The 20,675-nt window shown below is 45.9% G+C and carries 15 protein-coding genes; 3 read left to right on the top strand and 12 right to left on the bottom strand.

Going from position 1 to position 20,675, the window contains the following annotated elements:
- Positions 1-236: 236 nt before the first annotated feature.
- From MC7420_RS01000 to MC7420_RS00965, 8 genes are all read right to left on the bottom strand, one after another.
- The gene (locus tag MC7420_RS01000; RefSeq protein WP_006098004.1) at positions 237-4,574 is read right to left on the bottom strand and encodes a CHAT domain-containing protein; all 4,338 of its coding nucleotides are present in this window, start codon (positions 4,572-4,574) and stop codon (positions 237-239) included.
- A gap of 408 nt (positions 4,575-4,982) precedes the next feature.
- On the bottom strand, positions 4,983-7,652 hold the full coding sequence (locus tag MC7420_RS00995) for a carboxypeptidase-like regulatory domain-containing protein (protein ID WP_198016343.1): 2,670 nt from the start codon (positions 7,650-7,652) through the stop codon (positions 4,983-4,985).
- Positions 7,653-7,857: 205 nt separating this feature from the next.
- Positions 7,858-8,676 (bottom strand): pilus assembly protein, chaperone PapD, encoded by an 819-nt coding sequence (locus tag MC7420_RS00990; RefSeq protein ID WP_044204192.1) that lies wholly within the window; start codon positions 8,674-8,676, stop codon positions 7,858-7,860.
- A gap of 346 nt (positions 8,677-9,022) precedes the next feature.
- Positions 9,023-9,604, bottom strand: coding sequence for a hypothetical protein (locus MC7420_RS00985; protein ID WP_006098168.1), 582 nt, complete (start codon positions 9,602-9,604; stop codon positions 9,023-9,025).
- Positions 9,605-9,656: 52 nt separating this feature from the next.
- Positions 9,657-10,136, bottom strand: a complete 480-nt coding sequence (locus MC7420_RS00980) for a hypothetical protein (protein ID WP_006098275.1) — start codon at positions 10,134-10,136, stop codon at positions 9,657-9,659.
- 420 nt (positions 10,137-10,556) lie between these two features.
- The gene (locus tag MC7420_RS00975) at positions 10,557-11,135 is read right to left on the bottom strand and encodes a J domain-containing protein (protein WP_006098117.1); all 579 of its coding nucleotides are present in this window, start codon (positions 11,133-11,135) and stop codon (positions 10,557-10,559) included.
- Positions 11,136-11,201: 66 nt separating this feature from the next.
- Positions 11,202-11,798: an ATP-dependent Clp protease proteolytic subunit gene (locus MC7420_RS00970; protein ID WP_006098200.1), complete on the bottom strand. Its 597-nt coding sequence runs from the start codon at positions 11,796-11,798 to the stop codon at positions 11,202-11,204.
- 210 nt (positions 11,799-12,008) lie between these two features.
- Positions 12,009-12,665, bottom strand: a complete 657-nt coding sequence (locus tag MC7420_RS00965) for an ATP-dependent Clp protease proteolytic subunit (protein WP_044204190.1) — start codon at positions 12,663-12,665, stop codon at positions 12,009-12,011.
- A gap of 302 nt (positions 12,666-12,967) precedes the next feature.
- Between MC7420_RS00965 and MC7420_RS00960 the strand changes: the two genes are divergently transcribed.
- Complete coding sequence (locus MC7420_RS00960) at positions 12,968-14,209, top strand: vWA domain-containing protein (protein WP_006098115.1); 1,242 nt, start codon at positions 12,968-12,970, stop codon at positions 14,207-14,209.
- A 239-nt stretch (positions 14,210-14,448) separates the two neighbouring features.
- A complete protein-coding gene (locus MC7420_RS00955) occupies positions 14,449-15,165 on the top strand; it encodes a biliverdin-producing heme oxygenase (protein WP_006098253.1) in 717 nt (238 codons plus the stop codon).
- A 129-nt stretch (positions 15,166-15,294) separates the two neighbouring features.
- On the opposite strand, the gene MC7420_RS00950 is transcribed toward MC7420_RS00955, so the two are convergent.
- Positions 15,295-15,879, bottom strand: coding sequence for a hypothetical protein (locus tag MC7420_RS00950; RefSeq protein ID WP_006098206.1), 585 nt, complete (start codon positions 15,877-15,879; stop codon positions 15,295-15,297).
- A gap of 1,177 nt (positions 15,880-17,056) precedes the next feature.
- On the opposite strand from MC7420_RS00950, the gene MC7420_RS00940 reads away from it, so the two are divergent.
- The gene (locus MC7420_RS00940) at positions 17,057-17,575 is read left to right on the top strand and encodes a proprotein convertase P-domain-containing protein (protein WP_006098195.1); all 519 of its coding nucleotides are present in this window, start codon (positions 17,057-17,059) and stop codon (positions 17,573-17,575) included.
- 443 nt (positions 17,576-18,018) lie between these two features.
- On the opposite strand, the gene MC7420_RS00935 is transcribed toward MC7420_RS00940, so the two are convergent.
- The 3 genes from MC7420_RS00935 to def form a co-directional block, all read right to left on the bottom strand.
- Positions 18,019-19,362, bottom strand: a complete 1,344-nt coding sequence (locus MC7420_RS00935; RefSeq protein ID WP_044204186.1) for a PrsW family glutamic-type intramembrane protease — start codon at positions 19,360-19,362, stop codon at positions 18,019-18,021.
- A gap of 379 nt (positions 19,363-19,741) precedes the next feature.
- Positions 19,742-19,936 carry a hypothetical protein gene (locus MC7420_RS00930; protein ID WP_006098114.1) on the bottom strand — a complete coding sequence of 65 codons (195 nt, stop codon included), beginning with the start codon at positions 19,934-19,936 and terminating at the stop codon, positions 19,742-19,744.
- Between the two features lie 102 nt (positions 19,937-20,038).
- Entirely contained in the window at positions 20,039-20,605 is a 567-nt protein-coding gene (gene def, locus MC7420_RS00925) for a peptide deformylase (RefSeq protein ID WP_044204183.1), read from the bottom strand.
- Between the last annotated feature and the right edge of the window lie 70 nt (positions 20,606-20,675).

Raw genomic sequence — 20,675 nt, 5'->3', positions numbered from 1 at the left:
GATGCTACAAAACCTGGCGACTAATCGTAGGCGTGGGCAAAAATGGCATCAAAAGCTAATGGAATTGTGGCAGAAAATTAAAGCCTTGTTTTAGCAACGTCAAAGGAATAATGACTGTTTTTACCCTATTGCCTATTGCCTATTGCCTATTGCCTATTGCCTATTGCCTATTGCCTATTGCCTATTGCCTATTGCCTATTGCCTATTGCCTATTGCCTAGCGCGTAGCGCTATAACTTACCACGGACTACCAATCATCATAAATCCCGACCAATAATAAGGATGGGATAAATCAACTTGTCCTAACTCAGCCAATTGTGGCGGTAACGATACCCCTCCTCGCGTTCCACTTCCGCGCAATTGTCCCCCTTCAATCACGACATTTCCCCGCAACATCGATAACTGGGCTTCTCGTAGCGCCTCTGCTTTAATTTGAGTCTGACCCAATTGGTTATACAACTCAGTCATTAAAGCCAATGTGCCTTGGTCACTTACTTGCCAAACACTTCCTAAAGCACTTTTCACACCCGACGCCACCGCTAATCCAGCAAATCCTAACTCCGCCTGATTATCCCCTACCGCCGTGCGACAAGCCGATAATACTAATAACTCCACAGGCGGATTATCCCAATTCATCTGTTGCATTTGGTCTAAAGTTAGCTTATCATTCCACAACTGCACATAGGAATTACTTGGTCCGCCAGATTTAAAATCGGCATGAGTTCCTAAGTGAATAATTTCATAAGGATAACGCTGGCGTTCTTGAATTAAATTCTCTAAGGTAAACTCCTGATTGAGAAAAACTTGACCACCCACTTCTTGGGCAATCGTTGATAACTCTACCGGAACCGCTGGTAACGGATTAAGTTCCGTAAATTCTGATGCCCCCATCGCTAAGATTCGCGGATTTGTCAGCCGCTGATAATTACTATTCATCAGGCTGAATGTGGGAATCATGCTGAGGCTGTAGTTTTCAATCAAAAACTGTTCACCATCATGCAAGACTGGCATAGGTATCGTTCGCAATCCCGCATCCATGGAAAAGAGTAACGTATCAATTTCAGCCGCTTCCAGTTCCGATGCAATCGGTGCAATTAACCACTGATAAAGTTGTTGCGCGGGTTTCAAATAACCATTCCCCCGACGGCGAAATGCATCCGTCAGTTGGACTCGCAGTTCATTTGTAACTCTTAGAAGTTGGTCGCGATTAACTGGGATAACTTTAGTGACAGGTTCAGCAGCGGCGGTAAAGAGGACTAATTTCACTCCATCCGGTTGGGTTACCGCATAAATGACGGCGGAACGATTCCCAGTTTGGCGTTCAATTTCTGCCAATTTTTGTTCAATACTGGCTAAGGAAATTGAATACTGAGAGAAATCTCGCCCAAAGTAATCCGCAAATTCTTTCAGTCGGGCTTGTTCTAAGGATTCAATATAGCGATTCGTCGCCCCTGTTGCATCTTGTAGGGTTAAAAGGGCGGTTGAGGCGTTGATAATCGGCAGCGCTTGATTAACATTATCGGTAGTGTTGATAAAAGACGAAGACTCACCAAGACTGTCTAAATCAATTCCGTTATACAGATTGTAAATAACATCCGGGGACAGCATTAAGTCTGGAGAAACAGGCGTTTCTGGCGGTACAGGTGTCTCTGGAGAACCTGCACCAATAATCTGAATATTTCCTGTGGTTTGATTACCGGGAAAGGATTCCACCGGAGAAATTGTCGCATCACCACTGGTAAGGGAGGCGGCTATCCCATTGATACTAGCATCACCGATTTCAAAGGGAGTTTCATTATCTCCCCCATGGTTAATTGTAATCGTACCCCCTTCACTCCCTCCAATGGTGGAGATACTTGCAGGTATACCATTAGCAGCGGTAAAGATATCAGTGGCGCGGAAAAAGCTGTCAGTGGTAATATCAACTGCACCGCCTGTGATACCCCCTTCTGTATTAATCCAGCTAACTTGAATATCATTAGGGGCATTAAGGCTAACATTACCCCCTCCCCCGGAACCACCAGTGGTGTTAATTTTCCCAGTGGTAATTTCCCGATTGGCTTCGATGACAACATCCCCACCATTCGTCGGTGAACTACTATCCAGGATTCCACTACTAGCATCAATACTACCGTCGCTAGTCAATGTAATATTTCCAATACCTTGAGTTTCAACCGTACCACTTCCCAGCAGAGAAATACCAATATTATCTGAGGCGGTTGCATCTTGACCTATACTGCTAAGAAGAATATCCCCTGTATTAGAACTTACCTTTGTCCCCGAATCCTGAATCTGAATTCCGCGACTAGAAGCCTCTGTTCCCCCTGTACCCTCTAGAGTAATATTCCCTGAACCTGTGGATTCAACCACACCGCCACTCAGCATAAAAATACCAAAGTTATTGTTTCCCGTGGCATTTTCGGCTTCACCTCTTAGGAGAATATCACCATCGTTTGAACTTACGGTTCCTGAATTTTGAATCTGAATACCCCGATTCCCATCTGTTCCCGTTTCCGCTGTACCCTCTAGAGTAATATTGCCGATTCCTGTGGATTCAACCACACCACCCAGCATAAAAATACCAAAGTTATCGTTCCCGGTTGAGTCTCCACCAATGCCGTTAATTAAAATATCGCCATCCTCGGAACTTACCCGTGTTCCAGGATTTTGAATCTCGATACCGCGAGTCGCACTTGTCCCAGAACCACCAGTTCCCTCTAAAGTAATAGTACCTGTTCCTGTTGATTCCACAACCGTACCATTAGTCAGAAAAATCCCCGTTTTTGCTGCACCGTCACTACTTCCTCTGCCAGTAATCTCAATCGCACCATCTCCAGAATTGAGAGTTCCACCATTAAGCTGTACCGTTCCAATCGCATCACCGCCAAAGTTCCCCGGTTTTATGGAAATATTACCCCCATTGGTGAAAATTTGCGAGCCTGAGTTCATCACAAATTGGGCAACTCCGGATTCTCGCTGGGTGGCTACTGAATTTTCATCATTAATTGTGGCGCTAAAGTTGCCGCCGTCTAAAGTAATGACTACATTATTAATCGTGATACTTCTGCCCGCTTGCAGCGTCAACGTGCCAATGTTACTGGCATTGATACTCTGATTAATCGTAATATCATTATTCGCTTGCAGAACCACATTCCCCATTAGGGCATTAAATTGATCCGCATCAAAGGTAACTGACTTATCTGAATTCTCACCAAAGGCATTATTGAGATTGAAATCATCTGTTCCTCCATCACTAATCGTGATATTCTTCGGATCAAATAAGATAGTTCCTAGATTTCCCGATGTTGCCCCAACATCAATCAATCCTCGGAAAATCAAACTATCTCTAGCCGATATCTCCACCAAACCGCCATCACCGAAAGTTTCGCCCCCCGTGGCACTCACACTGCCATAAAAACGGTTGATTTCATCTGCCCAAGCCACAACCAGCCCAGCATTTCCATGTTCAAGTGCATCAGCATAAATAACGGAATCTGAACTTACAAATGTCTGTAAAGCATTCGGTATCGTACCTTGTCCTTGAAACCCGCCACCAACCAAAACTGTGCCACCCCCATCACCACCAAAGGCATTAATTGTGGCATTGATGACTCCCACTTGTTCGCCCACTAGATAGACATTACCCCCCACTTGTTCACTAGCGGTATCAATCACGCCAGATAAAATTGTTGTTCCTGATATAGTGGGAATTACCACATCTGAACCGATGAGTCGCACCGTATTTGCTGACTCAACAATAACGCCTGTACTCTCTTCGTCTTGTCCGGTGAGTAACTCAGCTAATTGTAATGGTGAAATCTCCTCTGCTGTTGGCAGGAAATCTTCCCCGGTTGCGGCTTCAATTTCTAAAGACAGTAACATCCCCGCTTGAGAAATCCGGACTAAGTTTTCTCCAGGAACCGCCGTCATTGTAATAGTACCCCCAGGGGCGGAAAGGGTTCCCGTATTAATAACTTGACCCGCCAGCAGGGTTAAATGTTCTCCCTCACTTACCGCCAATTCACCTGCATTAATAATGCTTCCGGGCTGATCCATCGTAAACGCAAAACGATTGGGCGAACCGACTAAGGATTGATAGTCTGTCTCACCACTGGAATTAAACCAACCATTCTCAAACCCAATTCCATTTGCCGTCGTTGCCGTAAAACTTCCTGGCACATTCAGACTGGCATCCGACCCAAAAATAAATCCTGATGGGTTCATCAAAAATAGATTAGAGTTGCCACCAGTGATCTGAATTAACCCATTAATAATTGACGCTTCGTTCCCAGATACTCTACCCAAAATATTTTGAATCTGAGGATTCGATAAAAAGTTAGCAACTTGATTAGCATCGAGTCCAAATTCCTGGAAACTATGGAACAAATTCGCGCCATCTCCGGAAAGCGTTCCGCCTGTAATATTAAACTGGTTCCCTTCTAAATTAATACTTGTATTCGTTCCATCATCAGCCGCCGTTATCGACTCGGCTTGTAGTGGTTCCTGCTTCAGAAATACCAATGGGATGAACAAGACTATCCCTAACCAACGGCTGAACTGAATCGGTGTAGACATGAGTTTTCCCTGATTTTGAGGTAGAAATGCACTGGACTGGTTTAATGGATTAAATCGATCAAAAATCACCCTATCGGGGGTAGTGAATCGACTAAGAAGAGGTTGTTATTGATAACCTATCAACCCAAGCTATCCTTGGTTTCGCTTTAGTGAGGTTGCAGGGTTACTACATTTATGCCTGATTTTGTCGCATTTTTCTCTAGTATAAAGAAATAAATGTCAAGTGTCAGCGTGCTAGAAAAAAATCTAGCTAAAATGAGTTGAAATTACAAAACTATGCTATAGCTTCAGAACTGAACTTTTGATGAGGTTTTATATTATAGAGTATGTCTCAAGGATTTGTGAAATCTTGGGTTCCCTCTTTTCTCGTCCCGGATTGAGTTAGGGCGATACGTCCTATCGGACACGCTAGCGCGATCGCAGATTCAACTCCTGAAATGGTTCTGCATCCTCATCCAGAGTAATTGTCCCTGGTTGGGCGGGTTGCTGATTGATTTGCAGCGTGAATGTCCCCTGGGGTAACTGTTCCAGATAATAAACACCCGCCCCATTCGTGACAGAAAATCGTCGTTGTTCGCCATCGGCGCTAATTGCTTCTACCCTCGCCCCAGCAACCACATTCCCTTGGGCGTCAGTCACTACCCCAGAGAGAGTATAGGATAACACTAAGGGAACCTGTACAAGTGTATAACTTCCCGCCACCACTTCAACCGCATAAGCATCATTGACGGTTTGCCAATCTAGGGGAAATCCAGACGGATCAAAGTCGAGACGATAGATTTCCGGTGGTAAGCGTAGCCGAATTCCATTGGCTTGGACTTGGGGACGAAAGGATTGAATCGGTTGGTTATTCAGAATTAATAATAACTCTGGGTTTTCGGTGTAGATGTTTTCACCGCTATCTAACTTACCATTATTGTTATGGTCAAAAAACGGCTGAATCAATATCCCGCCGCGATCGCGAAACCGATCCGATTGGCGATCGCCTGGAGTTACCCCTTCCTGTACATTTAAACTTGCCACCAATTCTAAGCTATAATTCGCCTCATTCGAGGTTAGCGATACCCCATCATACCGCCCCCGCACCAGCACACCTGGTATAATCGTCGTCTGTACCTGGGCAATCCAGCCTGAACCCTGAGAACCAACCCCATAACCCAACTGAGTGTCCCACAAATAACTCCCATCGGGCGATCGCGCTTTGGATCGATAACGCCAGCCAATTGTGGCGAAAGTATCCCGCTGCTGAAGGTTGCGGGTTTCATAACTCAGCAGTACAGAATAGCCATCACCGAGAAAACGGCGCGATAGATTATAATTCAACTCAGACCGAAATCCCAACTCATTCCCCTGATGATTCAGTTGTAAAAATCCTAACCGTTGTGTCGCATTCCAGCGCCAGCGATTTTGGTCATCAAGCGTCGCCCGGGCAAAGGTAAAAAAACCACGACGACTAAACCCGGTTTGCATCCCTACCGCCGTCCCCTCGCGACTATTATAGGTTCCCAAAACCGTCAAACGCGGAAAGATGCGCCAATTCAGGTTAAGCCGTTGGGCAAAGCGATCGCTGTTAAACTGTAAACTCATATTAGAGGTTGGTTCATAACGCAAATTCGCATTAATATCCCAATCCCCCTCTTGATCCGGACTCAACACCGACGCCGCCACTTCCAAAGGTATCCCATTAGGGCGAAAAAATACATCCGCTAATCCCCTCGCTGCTTGGTCATAAATCCCCCCCACCCCAATCGTCAAATCTTCCGATACCCCCCACCGTTGGGCAATTCCCCCCTGAAAATTCTGCCATTGTCCAATAAAGTTTTGATTGTTCAATCCAGGTGGTTGATGAGTCCAACCTACCGAAACAATCGTCGCCGCAGCCCCATCCGGAATTTGCCCCGGAACCGTCGAAAACGTCGCCTCTCGCACCTCCGGTTGAGCCGAAAGGCGTCCTTGAGGATATAATAAAACCCGATAATTCCCCAACCGTTGACCGCCAATCGGTACATCCTCAAACCGATAAACCCCCGACGAATCCACGAGAACTTCAGCCAAAACGCGATCGCTAAATCCCTGTGTCAGCCGTACCAACGTCCCAGCTTCCGCTTCACCCACAATCGTCTGTCCCACCTGCGACGCCTGTAACCGTTGTCCTGGACTAAATCCACCCCCACCAAACGTCACCGGAGGTGTAAACCCTTGTCGCTGAATCGTCGTGATTCCCCAATAATCCCCCCTCCCCTGACTTCGCCAAAACGTCGGTTGAGAACCCACCACATAATCCGCCGCATCCGTTTGTCGCAAATACTGGGCTTCTGTGAGACTCCAACTCGGCGAGTCTAAGAAATCCGGTTGATTTACCCGGACATACCAACTCCCTGATAACAACGTCCCCACCGCCGCTAATTCCCCCCGATAACTCAGAGACGAAGACTCAAAACCCGACGTTGACTCTGATCCAGTCGCCGTAATCCGTTCCTCAATCGCCGTTAGCGTCAAATCCGTCGGCGTAATTCGAGGTAAACCGTCCAGTTGAACGGGGGTTTCTGTCGCCGCAATCCCCCCCGTTTTCTGTCCCAACCACGGCGGATTCAGGATAATCGCATACTCATTAATATCAAATTCTGCGGGAACACCAAGTAAGGTTTGTACCTCTTCAATCGACAACACCAACCCCAACTCCGGGTCATTCCGTAACTCTTGAGGATTCAGGCGAATAATCAATCCAGGCGATCGCACGTCTAATTGTCCATCCGCTAACGGCGTCACCTCCAGCTTCAACGCCTGAACCACCGCATCATAAGGAATCAACCAATTCTCAAACTCAACCGCTTGGCTACCATCTTCCTTTCCCCGCACCAAGACACTAAAAATCACCGGACGCCCACCAACATTCACCCCTACCGGAAAAACCGTAAAGTTATCGGAATTTTCGATAACTGGAGTGACTGAATCCTCCCTCTCAATTTGACTAATCAAATCCTCATGCAGATTAGAATAGCTTTGAGAACAACCCTTAGCCGCCATTCCCACAACCAAACCAACAATTATCGCAATTTGCCACAAAACAGAATTCACACATCGGTGCGCCCGGAAAACCTACAATTTTTAACATAAACCCCTTTCATTGGGACGGGGAACAAAACGCATCGACTCCCAAACTCAAACCATCAACAACCCTCTGCGAACCTCTGCGCCAACCTCTGCGTTCCTCTGCGTTAAAAACGATCAACATAGAATAAAATTCAACTAACTTCCCAACTGGCTAGAGTGTCGAAATAATTTAATTAGTGGCACTAGCCGGAATCATCAAATCAACACTAAACGGCTGTGTCCGTCGCTCATCATCTTCAGCCCAGATCAACTCACCCGTAAGCTGATATTGACCTGCCGCTAATTGCCCTTCATCAGGATAATTCAATAGAAACTGACGCTGACTCTCCGCCACAATTCCAGTCGGTTTCAAACTCCCCATATCTATAACCGTATCTCCCTGCTTTAACCTCCAACTCACCGCTGCTCTAGCCGATGCCATTCCAGTATTATTCACCAAAACTTGAATCTGTCCTAGTTCTGAATTCCAACTCCCACTCTCCACTGTCAAATTTGGCGATAACTCTCCCTGACGCACATAAATTGTTGTGCCAATTCGGGCAGTTAAAGCGACAGAATTGCCACCACTATCCGTCGTTTCCTGAAGCGTTTCCGTAAAAACAACGGCTCGATATTCCCCATCTGGCAAACTGGGTGGAAAGCGAGTAATTAAACGGATGCGTCGCTGCACTCCCGGTGGTACAGTTAATTCCCTGGGTGAAAATTGCAGGTAAGGCGTTAAATCGTTAGGGCTAGACTCCAAGCTTTGAAACCCATTATCCCCATAGGTAAAGGGTTCAGCATAAACTCGTCCCCGAAAAGGTTGATTACTGGTATTAGTAACATTAATAATCGCCTGAGCTTGACCCCGATTAGCTTGGGCTTCAATCACTAAAGGAGAAACACTCATTTGGGCTTGCGCTGCACCTGCACATAGTAAAGCCGCAGATAATGCCCAACGACTGAGGCGGGTAACGGTTGGCAAGACGGAATTAAAAGCGAAAGTCATAGCTGTATCAGGGAAGGGTATCAGAGATGGGTAGGGGGTAGGGGGTAGGGGCGAGTCGCTGCACTAACGTAAACGGGACAACCGACTAATGAACTCGACTCGCCCTGCTAACGTAAATTGGACAACCGATTAATCAACTCGACTCGCCCTGCTAACGTAAACGGGAAAACCGATTAATCAACTCGACTCGCCCTACTAACGTAAACGGGAAAACCGATTAATCAACTCGACTCGCCCTGTTTGAGAATGAGAAATTGAAATACTCCCCAACTAACCCTGATTTGGGTATCGTTGGGGTCTTCTTGCGGAATTGGATAAGGGCTAAGGTTCCCTTACTACAAACCTCCTACGGAACAATTGTTAAAGTGACAGCATACTGATAGATTCCAGCTTCAAAAAGTCCAGTGTTATCAACGCCCAGATCAACTTCTACAGTTTGTCGCAACCCGTCACCAGGGTTAGGAGGAAGAGGAAAAATGGGCATGGATGGACCAGGACTACCGCCACCACCGCCAGCCGAACCGCTATAGTATGTCTCAGCTCCTGGAACTGTCGCCCGTGCATCTAAAAAAGCATCTGAACCTGGGGGTATAGCACCCGGAGGAGGATCGAATTCTGGATTAGTGGGCGTAAACGACACAAAACGAGCATCACTAATTTGAATATCTGCTCCTGGTGTATTGCAGGAAACCTCAACAGTACCCGATACACCTCCCGGCGCATCAGAGGTAATTTCTCCAATCAAAGATCCAGGACCCGTTGGTGGTCCACCCCGGTACACCAATACACCCGGAACCGGAGTTGCAAAGCTACACTCCTCACCAATATTCCCTTCAAAAATGACATCAACGGATTGCGCCAACACGTTCGGACTAAACGCCACCGCACCCGCCAGAACAAAGCCAGATAAAACTAAACGACGAATCATGGTAAACCTCCTTAAGGTATATGCACAAATAAACCAATCATCGATAAGCGAATTAAGGAATAACCGTCAGCGTCACCGCATAATTGTAAGTCCCAGCCGGAAACGGTACCGGTCTTTCCACACGCATATCGACTTCTAAATCACTAATTCCCACCGGAAGATTCATAGTAACCTCTGCCGTATCCGCCGTAACCTGTTGTGTACCAAAGCTGACAAACGTGATGTATGTTGTGCCATCCGGATCAGGTGTTGACCCAGAGATGAAACTCGGCGGTGAAACTGTGAGTGTAGCAGAGGTGTTAGACTGTAATGTCACCGTTGCTGGATTGACAGATTCTATAACATTAGGCAGTTGAACTGAACCACCGCTAGCCGTTGTTTCCACCGTACCCAAGACAACTTGATCAAACGTTACTTCAATGGGAACACTAGCTGTAAATGGAATATCAACGGATTGAGCCAGCGCCTCAGAACTCAACCCTATAGCACTGGCTAGGGTTAACGTTGATGCAACGGCATAAAAACGAAACATTTAACGCTCCTCTAGGGTAGCTGTTTCAAGTCTATCTTAAGTTTTGCTAGGACAAAAATCTAATTTATCCTTTCACTAATAATTCGTCAATTTCTTTTAAATTTCGTAATCTTCCCCAATCCGGGGATTGAGTAATATCATGTCCGGTCAAACCCCCCTGAAGAAAAATGCCTGAAACCCTGGTTATTACAAGATTGCCATTATCGGCAATCCTCAGGACATGATATAAAGGGCGACCCGATCAGATTAAGTGGACACAATTGTTGATTAATGCAAGCGGGTCGCCCCTACAGTGAGGATTAAACTTTGAAGTGATGATCGAGTCTATAGGTCGGCACATTTTCCCATGATAAAAGTATAGCAAAAAAAGAGCGATCGCACCCAAAACCCCCAAAAATCTGTGACTGTTTTTAAGTATCGCTAAACCATCTGTTCCATGCGGCGAAAATCGAGTTCAACTTCTGCCCATAACGAACGATTGTGAGGATCAGTTTTTAGGGCTTTCTTCAAATAAATTCGGGCTTTATTTAATTGCCCATCCTTCACCAAATACCGTCCCCAACATTGATAGGTAATCGCTTGCCATTGTCGCACCTCTGGATCTTGGGGAATCCGTTGCGCCAACCCCTCCACCAGCGCGATCGCCCGGGCAAATCGTTGTTCTTTAAGTAATTGCTGTAAACGCTCATAGAATGTCCATTTGAGCTGATATTCAATCTCTGATAGAGGAGGAATGGAGGGAGGTTGGGCTGGCGGCTGCTTGGTCACCGTAACCGTCTGGGAATCCTCAGCCGAGTGAGTTGTCCCAGACGGTTTAATCGCATTCAGCAGCAGCTTATACGCCTGTGTCAACTCAATAAACTTAGTTTGAGCCAGCCCGTCACCGACATTGACATCCGGATGACACTGGCGTGCTAAACGCCGATACGATGCCTTAATCTGCGATCGAGAGGCGCCATCGCTTAAACCTAACAATCGATAACAATCCGCCAGATTCATCTCAAGGACAAGCACTGATAGAGGTAGAGGCAGTATTTTAGAACTGCCCCACCGATTCTGTCTATCTTAACTTGCTCGTTCCTCAATCACCCGGTCAATCAGTCCGTATTCCTTCGCCTCTTGCGCGGACATGAAAAAGTCGCGATCGATATCTTTTTCAATCTTCTCAACCGTTTGACCCGTCTTATCCGCGTAGATTTGGTTGAGTTGACGCCGGATACGCAAAATCTCCCTGGCTTCAATCTCAATATCCGTCGCTTGTCCGCGCACACCGCCAGAGGGTTGGTGAATCATAATCCGCGAATGAGGTAACGCCAACCGTTTCCCCTGCTTCCCCGCCGTCAGCAGGAACGATCCCATCGACGCCGCTAAACCGACACAAATGGTCACCACATCCGACTTAATATGCTGCATGGTGTCATAAATCGCCATGCCTGCGGTAACTGAACCACCGGGAGAATTGATGTACAGATAGATATCTTTGTTGTTGTCTTCAGAATCCAGGTAAAGCATCACCGCGATGATCTGATTAGTAATCTCATCATCGACTTCTTTACCCAGAAAAATAATCCGTTCCCGATAGAGGCGATTGTAGATATCAATCCAATCGCTGTAAGGAGAACCAGGAAGTTGATAAGGGACTTTAGGAACGCCAATAGGCATAATTTACTCCGAATTCTAGAAAACGTTTTGAATACTGTGTAGGGGCGGGTTTGACAACTATCGTTTCTTCCCTCACCCAAATTCAACTAAACCTGCCCCAGTACGTGTCATGGTTCGTCTGGTAGGATGGCAATGGTTTAGGCATTAATCAGGAGGGTTGTCTCGAAGGAGAACAGCAAAACTGCCTGAATGTCGTTGAAAGAGTCGCGATTAAGACGCACTGGCGGCGATAGCAGCCGGAACCTCATCGCTCTCTAACACCCGATCAATCAAGCCATACTCTTTTGCCTCATAAGGCGTCATGTACAACATCCGCTCCATATCCTTGGTAATCTTTTCGGCAGATTGACCCGTATTTTTTGCCAAAATCCCCATCATGGTGATCTTATTGGCTAGCACTTCCTTCGCCCGAATTTGGATATCCGTGGCTTGACCCCTTGCATAACTCTTGGGTTGGTGCAGCACAATTGAGGCATTGGGTAAGCTTGCCCGACAGCCTTTTGTACCCGCTGACAGCAACATCGCCGCCATCCCCATTGCCGAACCAATACAAATGGTATGGATGGGGGGTTGAATGTAATTCATCGTGTCACAGATGGCAAAGGCTTCGGTTTCAAAGCCAATCGGTTCACCATCGTAACGGGAGGTTCCTGTGGAATTAATGTAGATTTTAATCGGCTTGTCGGGATTGTCGTACTGCAAATACAACAGTTCTGCCACAATCAATTCGGTGACTTGTGGCACCAAGGGTAAACCTAGATAGACAATCCGCTCATTGAGGAGCAGTGACGGTAAATCGGGTGGTGGGGTGCGGTAGTTTTGCCGACCATAGTAAGTTGATTGAACTGCCTGAATCGGTTGTTTCATGTTTTCCGTGTACACGACTGCATATTTGTAGAGTTAGGCATAACGTAGACCGCGTAGGTCTTAGGCTGGTCAGGTATGGACAATTTCGGTACCCCCGGCTTAAGCCGTGGGGTTCCTGACTGGGGAATGCAATAATGGCGCTATCTTTAAAACATAGTAGCGTGCTTGTGAAGTTGGCTGGGGGGGTTCTTTCGATTGATGGCGATTCGGGGTGTATCCTGAACCACCTCACTCCTTCATTAGTACCGATGTATTACACCAAGGTTACTATAGTCTTTATTACTGGCTTAGGAGTTTTAGATATGAAAGTTGGTTTACACCCTGCCCTCAGCGATACTAATCTGGATGCCAATCAACCCAGTTCCCAGCGTCAGTTATCGATCGCGATTCGGGCAATTACCCAATCCCAGGATCAGTCGCTACCGTTGAATTTATGCTTAATTCTCGATCACAGTGGGTCAATGCATGGGCGTCCACTGGAAACGGTGAAAAAAGCAGCGATGCAACTGATTGAACGACTCAAGGAGGGCGATCGCATCTGTGTGATTGCCTTTGATCATCGTGCCAAAGTGTTGGTTCCCAATCAAGCGATCGATAATTTGAACACGATTAAATCCCAAATCCGCCAACTGTCTGCCGATGGGGGAACGGCGATTGATGAGGGGTTGAAACTGGGGATTGAAGAAGTGGCTAAGGGAAAAGCTGACGCCGTGTCTCAAGTGTTTTTGCTCACGGATGGCGAAAATGAACATGGAGATAATGAGCGCTGCTTAAAATTAGCCCACTTCGCCGTTGAGCATAAGCTGACGATCAATACTCTAGGATTTGGGGCAAGTTGGAACCAAGATGTGCTAGAAAAAATTGCCGATTCGGGCAGTGGTACGCTTTGTTATATTGAACAGCCAGAGCAAGCCGTACAGGAGTTTGGACGCTTGTTTAACCGTATCCAAGCCGTTGGCTTGACCAATGCTTACTTATTATGTGAATTAATGGATGGTGTGCGGTTTGCCGAATTCAAACCCATCGCTCAAGTCGCCCCGGATACGATTGAACTCCCCCTGCAACCCCAAGGCGACCAATTTGTCGTCCGCTTGGGTGATTTGATGACCGATGCCGAACGGGTGATTCTGGCAAATCTGTATATGGGACAACTGTCTCCAGGGTATCAGGCGATCGCGAAGCTGCAAGTACTCTATGATGACCCGGCTACGGGGGAAGAGGGGTTAAAGTCGGAACAAGTTCCAGTGGAGATTAACGTTCAGAGTACCTATCAACCGTCTCCCAATACCAAAGTCCAACAATCGATTCTGGCATTAGCCAAATACAGGCAAACTCAAATAGCCGAAGCCAAACTGCAAACAGGCGATCGCTCTGGCGCTGCCACAATGTTACAAACGGCGGCTAATACGGCAATCCAAATGGGAGACAAAAGTGCCGCCACGGTGCTGCAAACTAACGCGACTCGTTTGCAATCTGGCGAAGAACTCTCAGACGCCGATCGCAAGAAAACTCGGATTGTGTCCAAAACCATCTTGCAGGATTGAGACTCTAGCATAAGGCTCCAAGGCTCCAAGGCTCCAAGACACCAAGCCGATAAATGGTGCTGAGGGGGTGACAAGGAATGCCCCACCCCCCACACCCATACCCCACACTCGACACCTATTTTACAATTCTTAATATCATTTCTCATCATATCAGTTTACCCTAAGCATTTGGGACGGTTTTGATACGTTTTGGACGTAAAAATACACAAGTCGTAAACCTTAGGGATAGAAAATTTAACATGAGTACCAATCTAGCCACCCAGTTACGTGAGGGAACCAAAAAAGCCCACACCATGGCAGAAAACGTGGGATTTGTCAAATGCTTTTTGAAAGGCGTCGTTGAAAAGAACTCCTACCGGAAACTCGTCGCCAATCTCTACTTCGTCTATAGTGCGATGGAAGAAGAAATGGAGCGCCATCGTCAACATCCAGTTCTCTCAAAACTCTACTTTCCCCAACTCAATCGCCAGAAAAGTCTAGAGCAAGACTTGCACTATTACTACGGTGCCAACTGGCGCGAACAAGTAGCACCTTCAGCCGCAGGGAAAGACTACGTGCAGCGAATTCGCGACGTGTCCGCCTCTGAACCCGAACTCTTAGTCGCCCATTGCTACACGCGCTATCTGGGCGATTTATCCGGGGGGCAAATCCTGAAAAAGATTGCTCAACGGGCGATGAATTTATCCGAGGGTGAAGGGACAGCGTTTTACGAGTTTAAAGACATTGCTGACGAAAAAGCATTCAAAGTCGAGTATCGCCAAGCCTTGGATGAACTCCCCATTGATGACGCCACAGCCGAACGGATTGTTGATGAGGCAAATGCGGCATTTGGCATGAATATGAATCTGTTCAATGAATTAGAGGGAAATCTGATTAAAGCCATTGGTCAGATGCTCTTCAACACCCTAACCCGTCGTCGGAGTGGTGGTAGCACAGAACTGGCTACGGCTGAATAAACCCTGGTTAAAAACCTTGTAGAGACGTTGCATGTAACGTCTCTACAATCTGGAAAAAAATGATTTTATATACCGAATTTGGTATTAGCTGTGGAAAACAGGGGGAGGCAAATGATGGCGGTTTTCCATTTAAAGAAAGACCAGCAGAGTAATTATCAAGAGGAACCCCAAAAGATTGGGCAAATAAAGCAGTTTAGGAATTAGGCTATCTTTATACTGAAAAGCAGGAAGATTAAACCGCGAGGAATACAAACGCGAATTAATTGCCACCAGCAAAATCAATAGATATAGGGCAAAGTAAAAATAATCAATATACAGCAAACCGGCGGCAAGAATATTTTGTCTCAGATTAATCTGATCGAGAATTACAATAAACAGAAACGCTCCTGTTACCTCAATTGCCTCTAGGGGACTCAGACGGTTAACGATACTTTGGATGAAGAACAGCAAGATAGCAATAATCGCTGGCGTTAGCATGTTCGTGATGAATATGGTCAGGAAATCTCGTTCAATGAGAATGGTAAAATAAAGTTCTGGGAAATTTTCCTGTCCGACATAATTCTCGATACCAAAATTGATGTTATAGTCATTCAATCGATACTGAAAGAAACTCTCCTTCAAAGTCCAACCCGGTAAAACAAAATCTTTTTCTACACCAGGAAGTGACGTAGGAATCATCAGTTCGTATGCATCAAAATCTGGGACAAGAATCACATTGTTTCCTCCAGCTCGCGCAGCAGTTCGGCTTTTGGGCGGCTTCTGCTGCTGCTAGCGCCTTTTTACTTTCCTCAATCCATGCTTTTGCCAAAGTAAACCCAGTTGATCTTGCCAGTGCATATAGCGCTTTCCCAGGGTGTGAGAGGTATACCTAAATGTAGGGACGCAAAGCTTGCGCCCTTAACGATGTATTGCATCAAACCAGAAATTGCTATATCTATATATGATATGGATGCTGCTGTGCTTCTTAATGAATCTTTACAAAATAAGCCACAATTAATCCAGCCAAGTGGTTGCCAACGTTAGCTGATTGCAATATTATTCAACATAGTGTAACAACGTCATACGCCAGTATGACAGAAACTGGATTTAAGAGCCTGAGACACGGTGGCTAGACCCTGGCAGTCTGTGACTTCAGTTCTATTTTGTGATCACGAGCAAGAATGTTACACCGATATCCTGCCAAAAGCCACCTCAGTTGCACAAGTATTATCGAGTAGAACAAAGTCCCTGACTGGCTTCTACTATCCAGGAGAAGCGGGTTGGAGAAACCTGGCTTGTCGGTACTCGGTTAAAAATGACGAGAAAATATACTTTAATTGTTGTTCAAAAATTTTTTAGCGAATAATGCAACAAATCTTTACTAAAAAACAACTAAATTTACAAAATGAAGCTTTAAGCTTAACACTCTTAAACATGGTGAGTTCAAAATTTATAATCAGACCTTCGGGAAGCGTGTATTTAAGTTTTTTCCAGAGCTTCGCGGATGAATTACGAATTTTTTTGAAAAAGATTTTTAATCTCTCGTCAGAGATTAATTAAAGTTATAGAGGATGTAATTTTATATTAAATTCACATAAACATGGGGACAATAATGTTGACGTCTTAAGCCTGAATCACTGGTCAGGAAAGGAATACAGGAAATAAATATGTCAGTTTAGTATCCCTTAAATTGTTTTTTTTTAGTAAAGATCCCCAGAAGGACTAGATAGAAACGCCAAACCAATGCCATTATTAATTAAGAGGAGAGTATTGAATGGTCGCGAAATTAGAAAAAATTAAGGGTGCATTAACAGTGCGTAACAAAGCGCAAAGCTTATTAACATTAAGAGTTCGCGATCGCTAGCGGAGTTTTACCTTTTGTCAACTTAATCATGTTTTGGAGTTATAACCTATGTCTAAACTAATGAACCGTACCTCAACTGCCACTGTAGACGCTAAAATTGCCACATCTGCGAACTCCACCTATTGCGGTGGTGGTGGCAGCATTCCCGATGGAGTGGCTAGTTTTCAAGATGAGATTGTGGTGACTGAAAATATCGCGATTAGTAACGTCACCGTCACGCTGAAGAATTTAGAACATACTTGGGTAGGCGATTTGATTGCCCAGTTACGTCATCTCGAAAGCGGGGTTGTGGTTGACTTGTTCCGGCGTCCCGGACAACCGCAATTTTCGACCAGTGGCTATAGCAATGATTTAAATGGGGATTACAGCTTTAACGATAACTATTCCCATAGCTTTGACTCCGTAGCGGCGTCTCATGCGGTGATTCCCAGTGGTAACTATTGTGCAACTCAGGCTTTGTCCGTGTTTGAAGGACGCTCATCTGCGGGTACTTGGCAACTGATTATTAATGATTGCTCTGCGGGTGACTCCGGTTCACTAGAGTCTTGGACTCTCAATTTAGAATAAACACAAAAGCTGACTAAACCTGCATTCTCAGGGAGAAAAGCAGAAATCGTTCATCAGTGCATAAGGTTCTCCAAAGCATAAGTACGTTGAGTTAGCACTTGAGAATACAGGTTGATCTGTTTTATCAAAGCGTAGGACTTTGACTGGCAAAAGGAATGTTGGCTCTGGAATAAGCTGTCACGCATTTATAGCAACCGCCATAGCGGTTAGGACACATCATTTATGTAGAGACGCGCCATGGCGCGTCTCTACAATGGTGCTAAACGCACTACAAGGATTTCGCAATTCTTGACATTATGGTTTAAATGCCGAACAGCTTAGAACAACCAACGTTTCTTTTGCTGATGGGGTGACAAGGGACTTGAAGGTAATACTGGGTATGGGGTGTAGGGTGTAGGGTGTAGGGAAAAATTGAACTTTACTGAAAGCCCGACTACTTATCATCAAAATAAACGGGTGGCGAAGTTTTGCGATCGCGTCGGCGAGATTGCCCTGGCTTTGAGAATGGCAGCAGCTAAACAGGTATAAGACAAAATCCCCACCACCGCCAACAATAAACTACTGACAAACCCACTAGCATTCCACAAGGCGTGGAGAATCGCCGCACACAGATAACCCGTTGCCAGAATTTGCCAAGCTTTTCGCGGTTTGAGAACACTTAAGCCGATAAAATAACCAAAATAGCCACTATAAGCAATATGTCCGGCAACTGAACCCAGTAGACGGGGGATAAGTAATTGCAATCCCATCAGTTGAGCCGATCCTTGACCCGCTTGAAAAGTTACGTTATCGATAATATCCGGAACATACTGTCCTAAGGTTTCTAACAGGGTAAAACCCACCCCTGACGCCGTACCTAACAGAATCCCATCCAGAGGTTCCCAGACGCCAATCTGTTCTCGCCAAGGGGAACGCAGCAGTTTACCCAAGAAATATGCTCCAATAATTGGCAGGGCTTTGAGTAATTCCTCCATCAAACCCGCCCCGAAAAACATGCGGATTAGCAGAGACGTGAAACTGATCAGTTCCCCTTCTTCGGGTAAGCTTCCCGGTAAGATGTCGCGAAAAACGATAATCGATAGAGGTAACAACGGACTGGTTAAAATTAAACCCGTCGCGATCGCACATCCCAAGAATACCCACCACGGTTTTGGTTTACCACAGAGTTGGTAGACAAAATAAGAAGCCGCACCCGTTAAATAGGTTGCCAAGAGTAGATTAAACACCATTGCCTGACCGACCGCCATAAACATTAACACCACAAACACCACCGTGAGAATGGCGGGTCTAAGAAACGCCTTTTGGGTTAAATCTTGTCCCGTTGAAGCGAGGGGAAACAGTTGGCTAAAGGTAACCGTATCAGGAGTTTTATGTGCGATTACACTGACAGATGTCAGCGATGACGCTGAAGAAACGGGTGAAACTGGGGACGGAGACGGACTAAACTGGCACTCAAAAATAAACTGAGGACCATCTTGACCCAATTCAATGCGATCGCCTGCATGTAATTGACAGCATCCCCGTAACGGATACCCATTAACATACGTCCCATTAATACTATTGAGATCACAAATTTCCCAACCCTGCTTCCAGGGTGAACAGGGACGAATCGTGGCATGACGTCGCGATACAATTAAATATTGATTCGGGTTTAAGGCAATTTGGCAGCTTGGATCACGACCAATCACCGTCTCCTCATCCTCAGACAAAGGATAGGGAGATAAATGTCTAGCTTTACCTCTGCCAGCAAGAGGTCGTAAAAATCCACGGCAATGTTGACCAGTCATCAGTAATGTCCATGAGCTTGGAAACCGTGTTTTAGCATGGGGTTTGCTTCCTCCGTAGGGGTTGACCAAAGACCTCGTAGGGGCTCTTCTGTGCCCATCCGTTTAAGGTGCAAACTAATACAGGGCGAGCGTTTCACCCTCATCCCCTAACCCCTTCTCCCATCAAGGGAGAAGGGGAATAAAGAAGCTTCTGGCATCACATCGAGAAACCCTTTTCTTCTTGCTCCCCTCTCCCAAGCTTGGGAGAGGGGCTGGGGGTGAGGGCTGGCGTGGGTGAGGGGTTGAGCTTAAGTTGACACCAATGTTCTGTGCCGTACCCCTACAATTAAATTCTAAAGGACAACAGAAAACGGACGCAAAACCCCAGGGAAACATAGTTCTACTGATTTGCTCTCGCATCACGAACAGCCGCATAGAACAAAAAGCCACTCAAGGGAATACTACCCGCGAGGATAATTTCTGTGACGGATGCACCTAACTGGGGTGTTCCTGAAGAGAGTTCAAAAATTGAACCCACAGCCGCAATGGCGGTAATACAGGAACCCATCAAAAATAAACCGCTTTTTGGTGTCATTCAATTAAACCTAACGAAAAATATTAAAAAACAAAACCAGTTGGTAAAAAGTCCATGGATTGCTCCATGGACAAGACACTAGCACAGTTAGGCTGCGATTTTCTAAGACTTAAATGGTTTAACCGCTTGGGTAGAAAAGCCATACTTTTGCAGTTCTTCTGCCAAAACCAATCCATTTTCTACCCGATCCACAAACATAACCCCAGTCAGGTGATCCATTTCATGTTGAATGGCGCGAGATAGTAAACCATCTGCCTTTAATCTTTGCGGGCGTCCATTCTCATCTTTGTAGGCAACTTCCACCTCTACCGGACGTTTGACATCTAAGTAGACGCCAGGAACACTTAAACACCCTTCTTGAGCATCACATATACTCTGACCAAAACGCTTAATCGTGGGGTTGATCAGAATCAAGGGGGGATTTTCTGGGTTATCCGGTTCGCAGTCGATGACAATGATTTGTTTATTCACCCCAACCTGTGGTGCTGCCAAGCCGATACCATCTGCGCTATACATGGTTTGCAGCATCTGATGCGCTAACTGTCGGATGCTTTGGTCTACTTTAGCCACCCGCTTCGCTGGTTGACGCAAAACGCGATCGCCCAGATAGTGAATCTCTAGCGGCGGGTTGTCTAGTTTTTTCTTTTCGACAATAACTTGAGCAGTCATGGGCATGGGAAACTTCTAAATCCAGCAATCTTATTGACACTTCATTTTTTTTATCCTAGCAGTTATCACT

Origin of the sequence: Coleofasciculus chthonoplastes PCC 7420, from assembly GCF_000155555.1 — a bacterium.
Classification (GTDB): domain Bacteria; phylum Cyanobacteriota; class Cyanobacteriia; order Cyanobacteriales; family Coleofasciculaceae; genus Coleofasciculus; species Coleofasciculus chthonoplastes_A.
This window is presented reverse-complemented; position numbering and strand designations above follow the sequence as displayed.

Bases quoted from the DNA above. Each gene is read 5' to 3' on its own strand.
- MC7420_RS00985 (WP_006098168.1), bottom strand. From the start codon at position 9,604: ATGATTCGTCGTTTAGTTTTATCTGGCTTTGTTCTGGCGGGTGCGGTG.
- MC7420_RS00935 (WP_044204186.1), bottom strand. From the start codon at position 19,362: ATGACTGGTCAACATTGCCGTGGATTTTTACGACCTCTTGCTGGCAGA.
- MC7420_RS00960 (WP_006098115.1), top strand. From the start codon at position 12,968: ATGAAAGTTGGTTTACACCCTGCCCTCAGCGATACTAATCTGGATGCC.
- MC7420_RS01000 (WP_006098004.1), bottom strand. From the start codon at position 4,574: ATGTCTACACCGATTCAGTTCAGCCGTTGGTTAGGGATAGTCTTGTTC.
- MC7420_RS00930 (WP_006098114.1), bottom strand. From the start codon at position 19,936: ATGACACCAAAAAGCGGTTTATTTTTGATGGGTTCCTGTATTACCGCC.
- def (WP_044204183.1), bottom strand. From the start codon at position 20,605: ATGACTGCTCAAGTTATTGTCGAAAAGAAAAAACTAGACAACCCGCCG.
- MC7420_RS00940 (WP_006098195.1), top strand. From the start codon at position 17,057: ATGTCTAAACTAATGAACCGTACCTCAACTGCCACTGTAGACGCTAAA.
- MC7420_RS00965 (WP_044204190.1), bottom strand. From the start codon at position 12,665: ATGAAACAACCGATTCAGGCAGTTCAATCAACTTACTATGGTCGGCAA.
- MC7420_RS00990 (WP_044204192.1), bottom strand. From the start codon at position 8,676: ATGACTTTCGCTTTTAATTCCGTCTTGCCAACCGTTACCCGCCTCAGT.
- MC7420_RS00975 (WP_006098117.1), bottom strand. From the start codon at position 11,135: ATGAATCTGGCGGATTGTTATCGATTGTTAGGTTTAAGCGATGGCGCC.
- MC7420_RS00970 (WP_006098200.1), bottom strand. From the start codon at position 11,798: ATGCCTATTGGCGTTCCTAAAGTCCCTTATCAACTTCCTGGTTCTCCT.
- MC7420_RS00980 (WP_006098275.1), bottom strand. From the start codon at position 10,136: ATGTTTCGTTTTTATGCCGTTGCATCAACGTTAACCCTAGCCAGTGCT.
- MC7420_RS00955 (WP_006098253.1), top strand. From the start codon at position 14,449: ATGAGTACCAATCTAGCCACCCAGTTACGTGAGGGAACCAAAAAAGCC.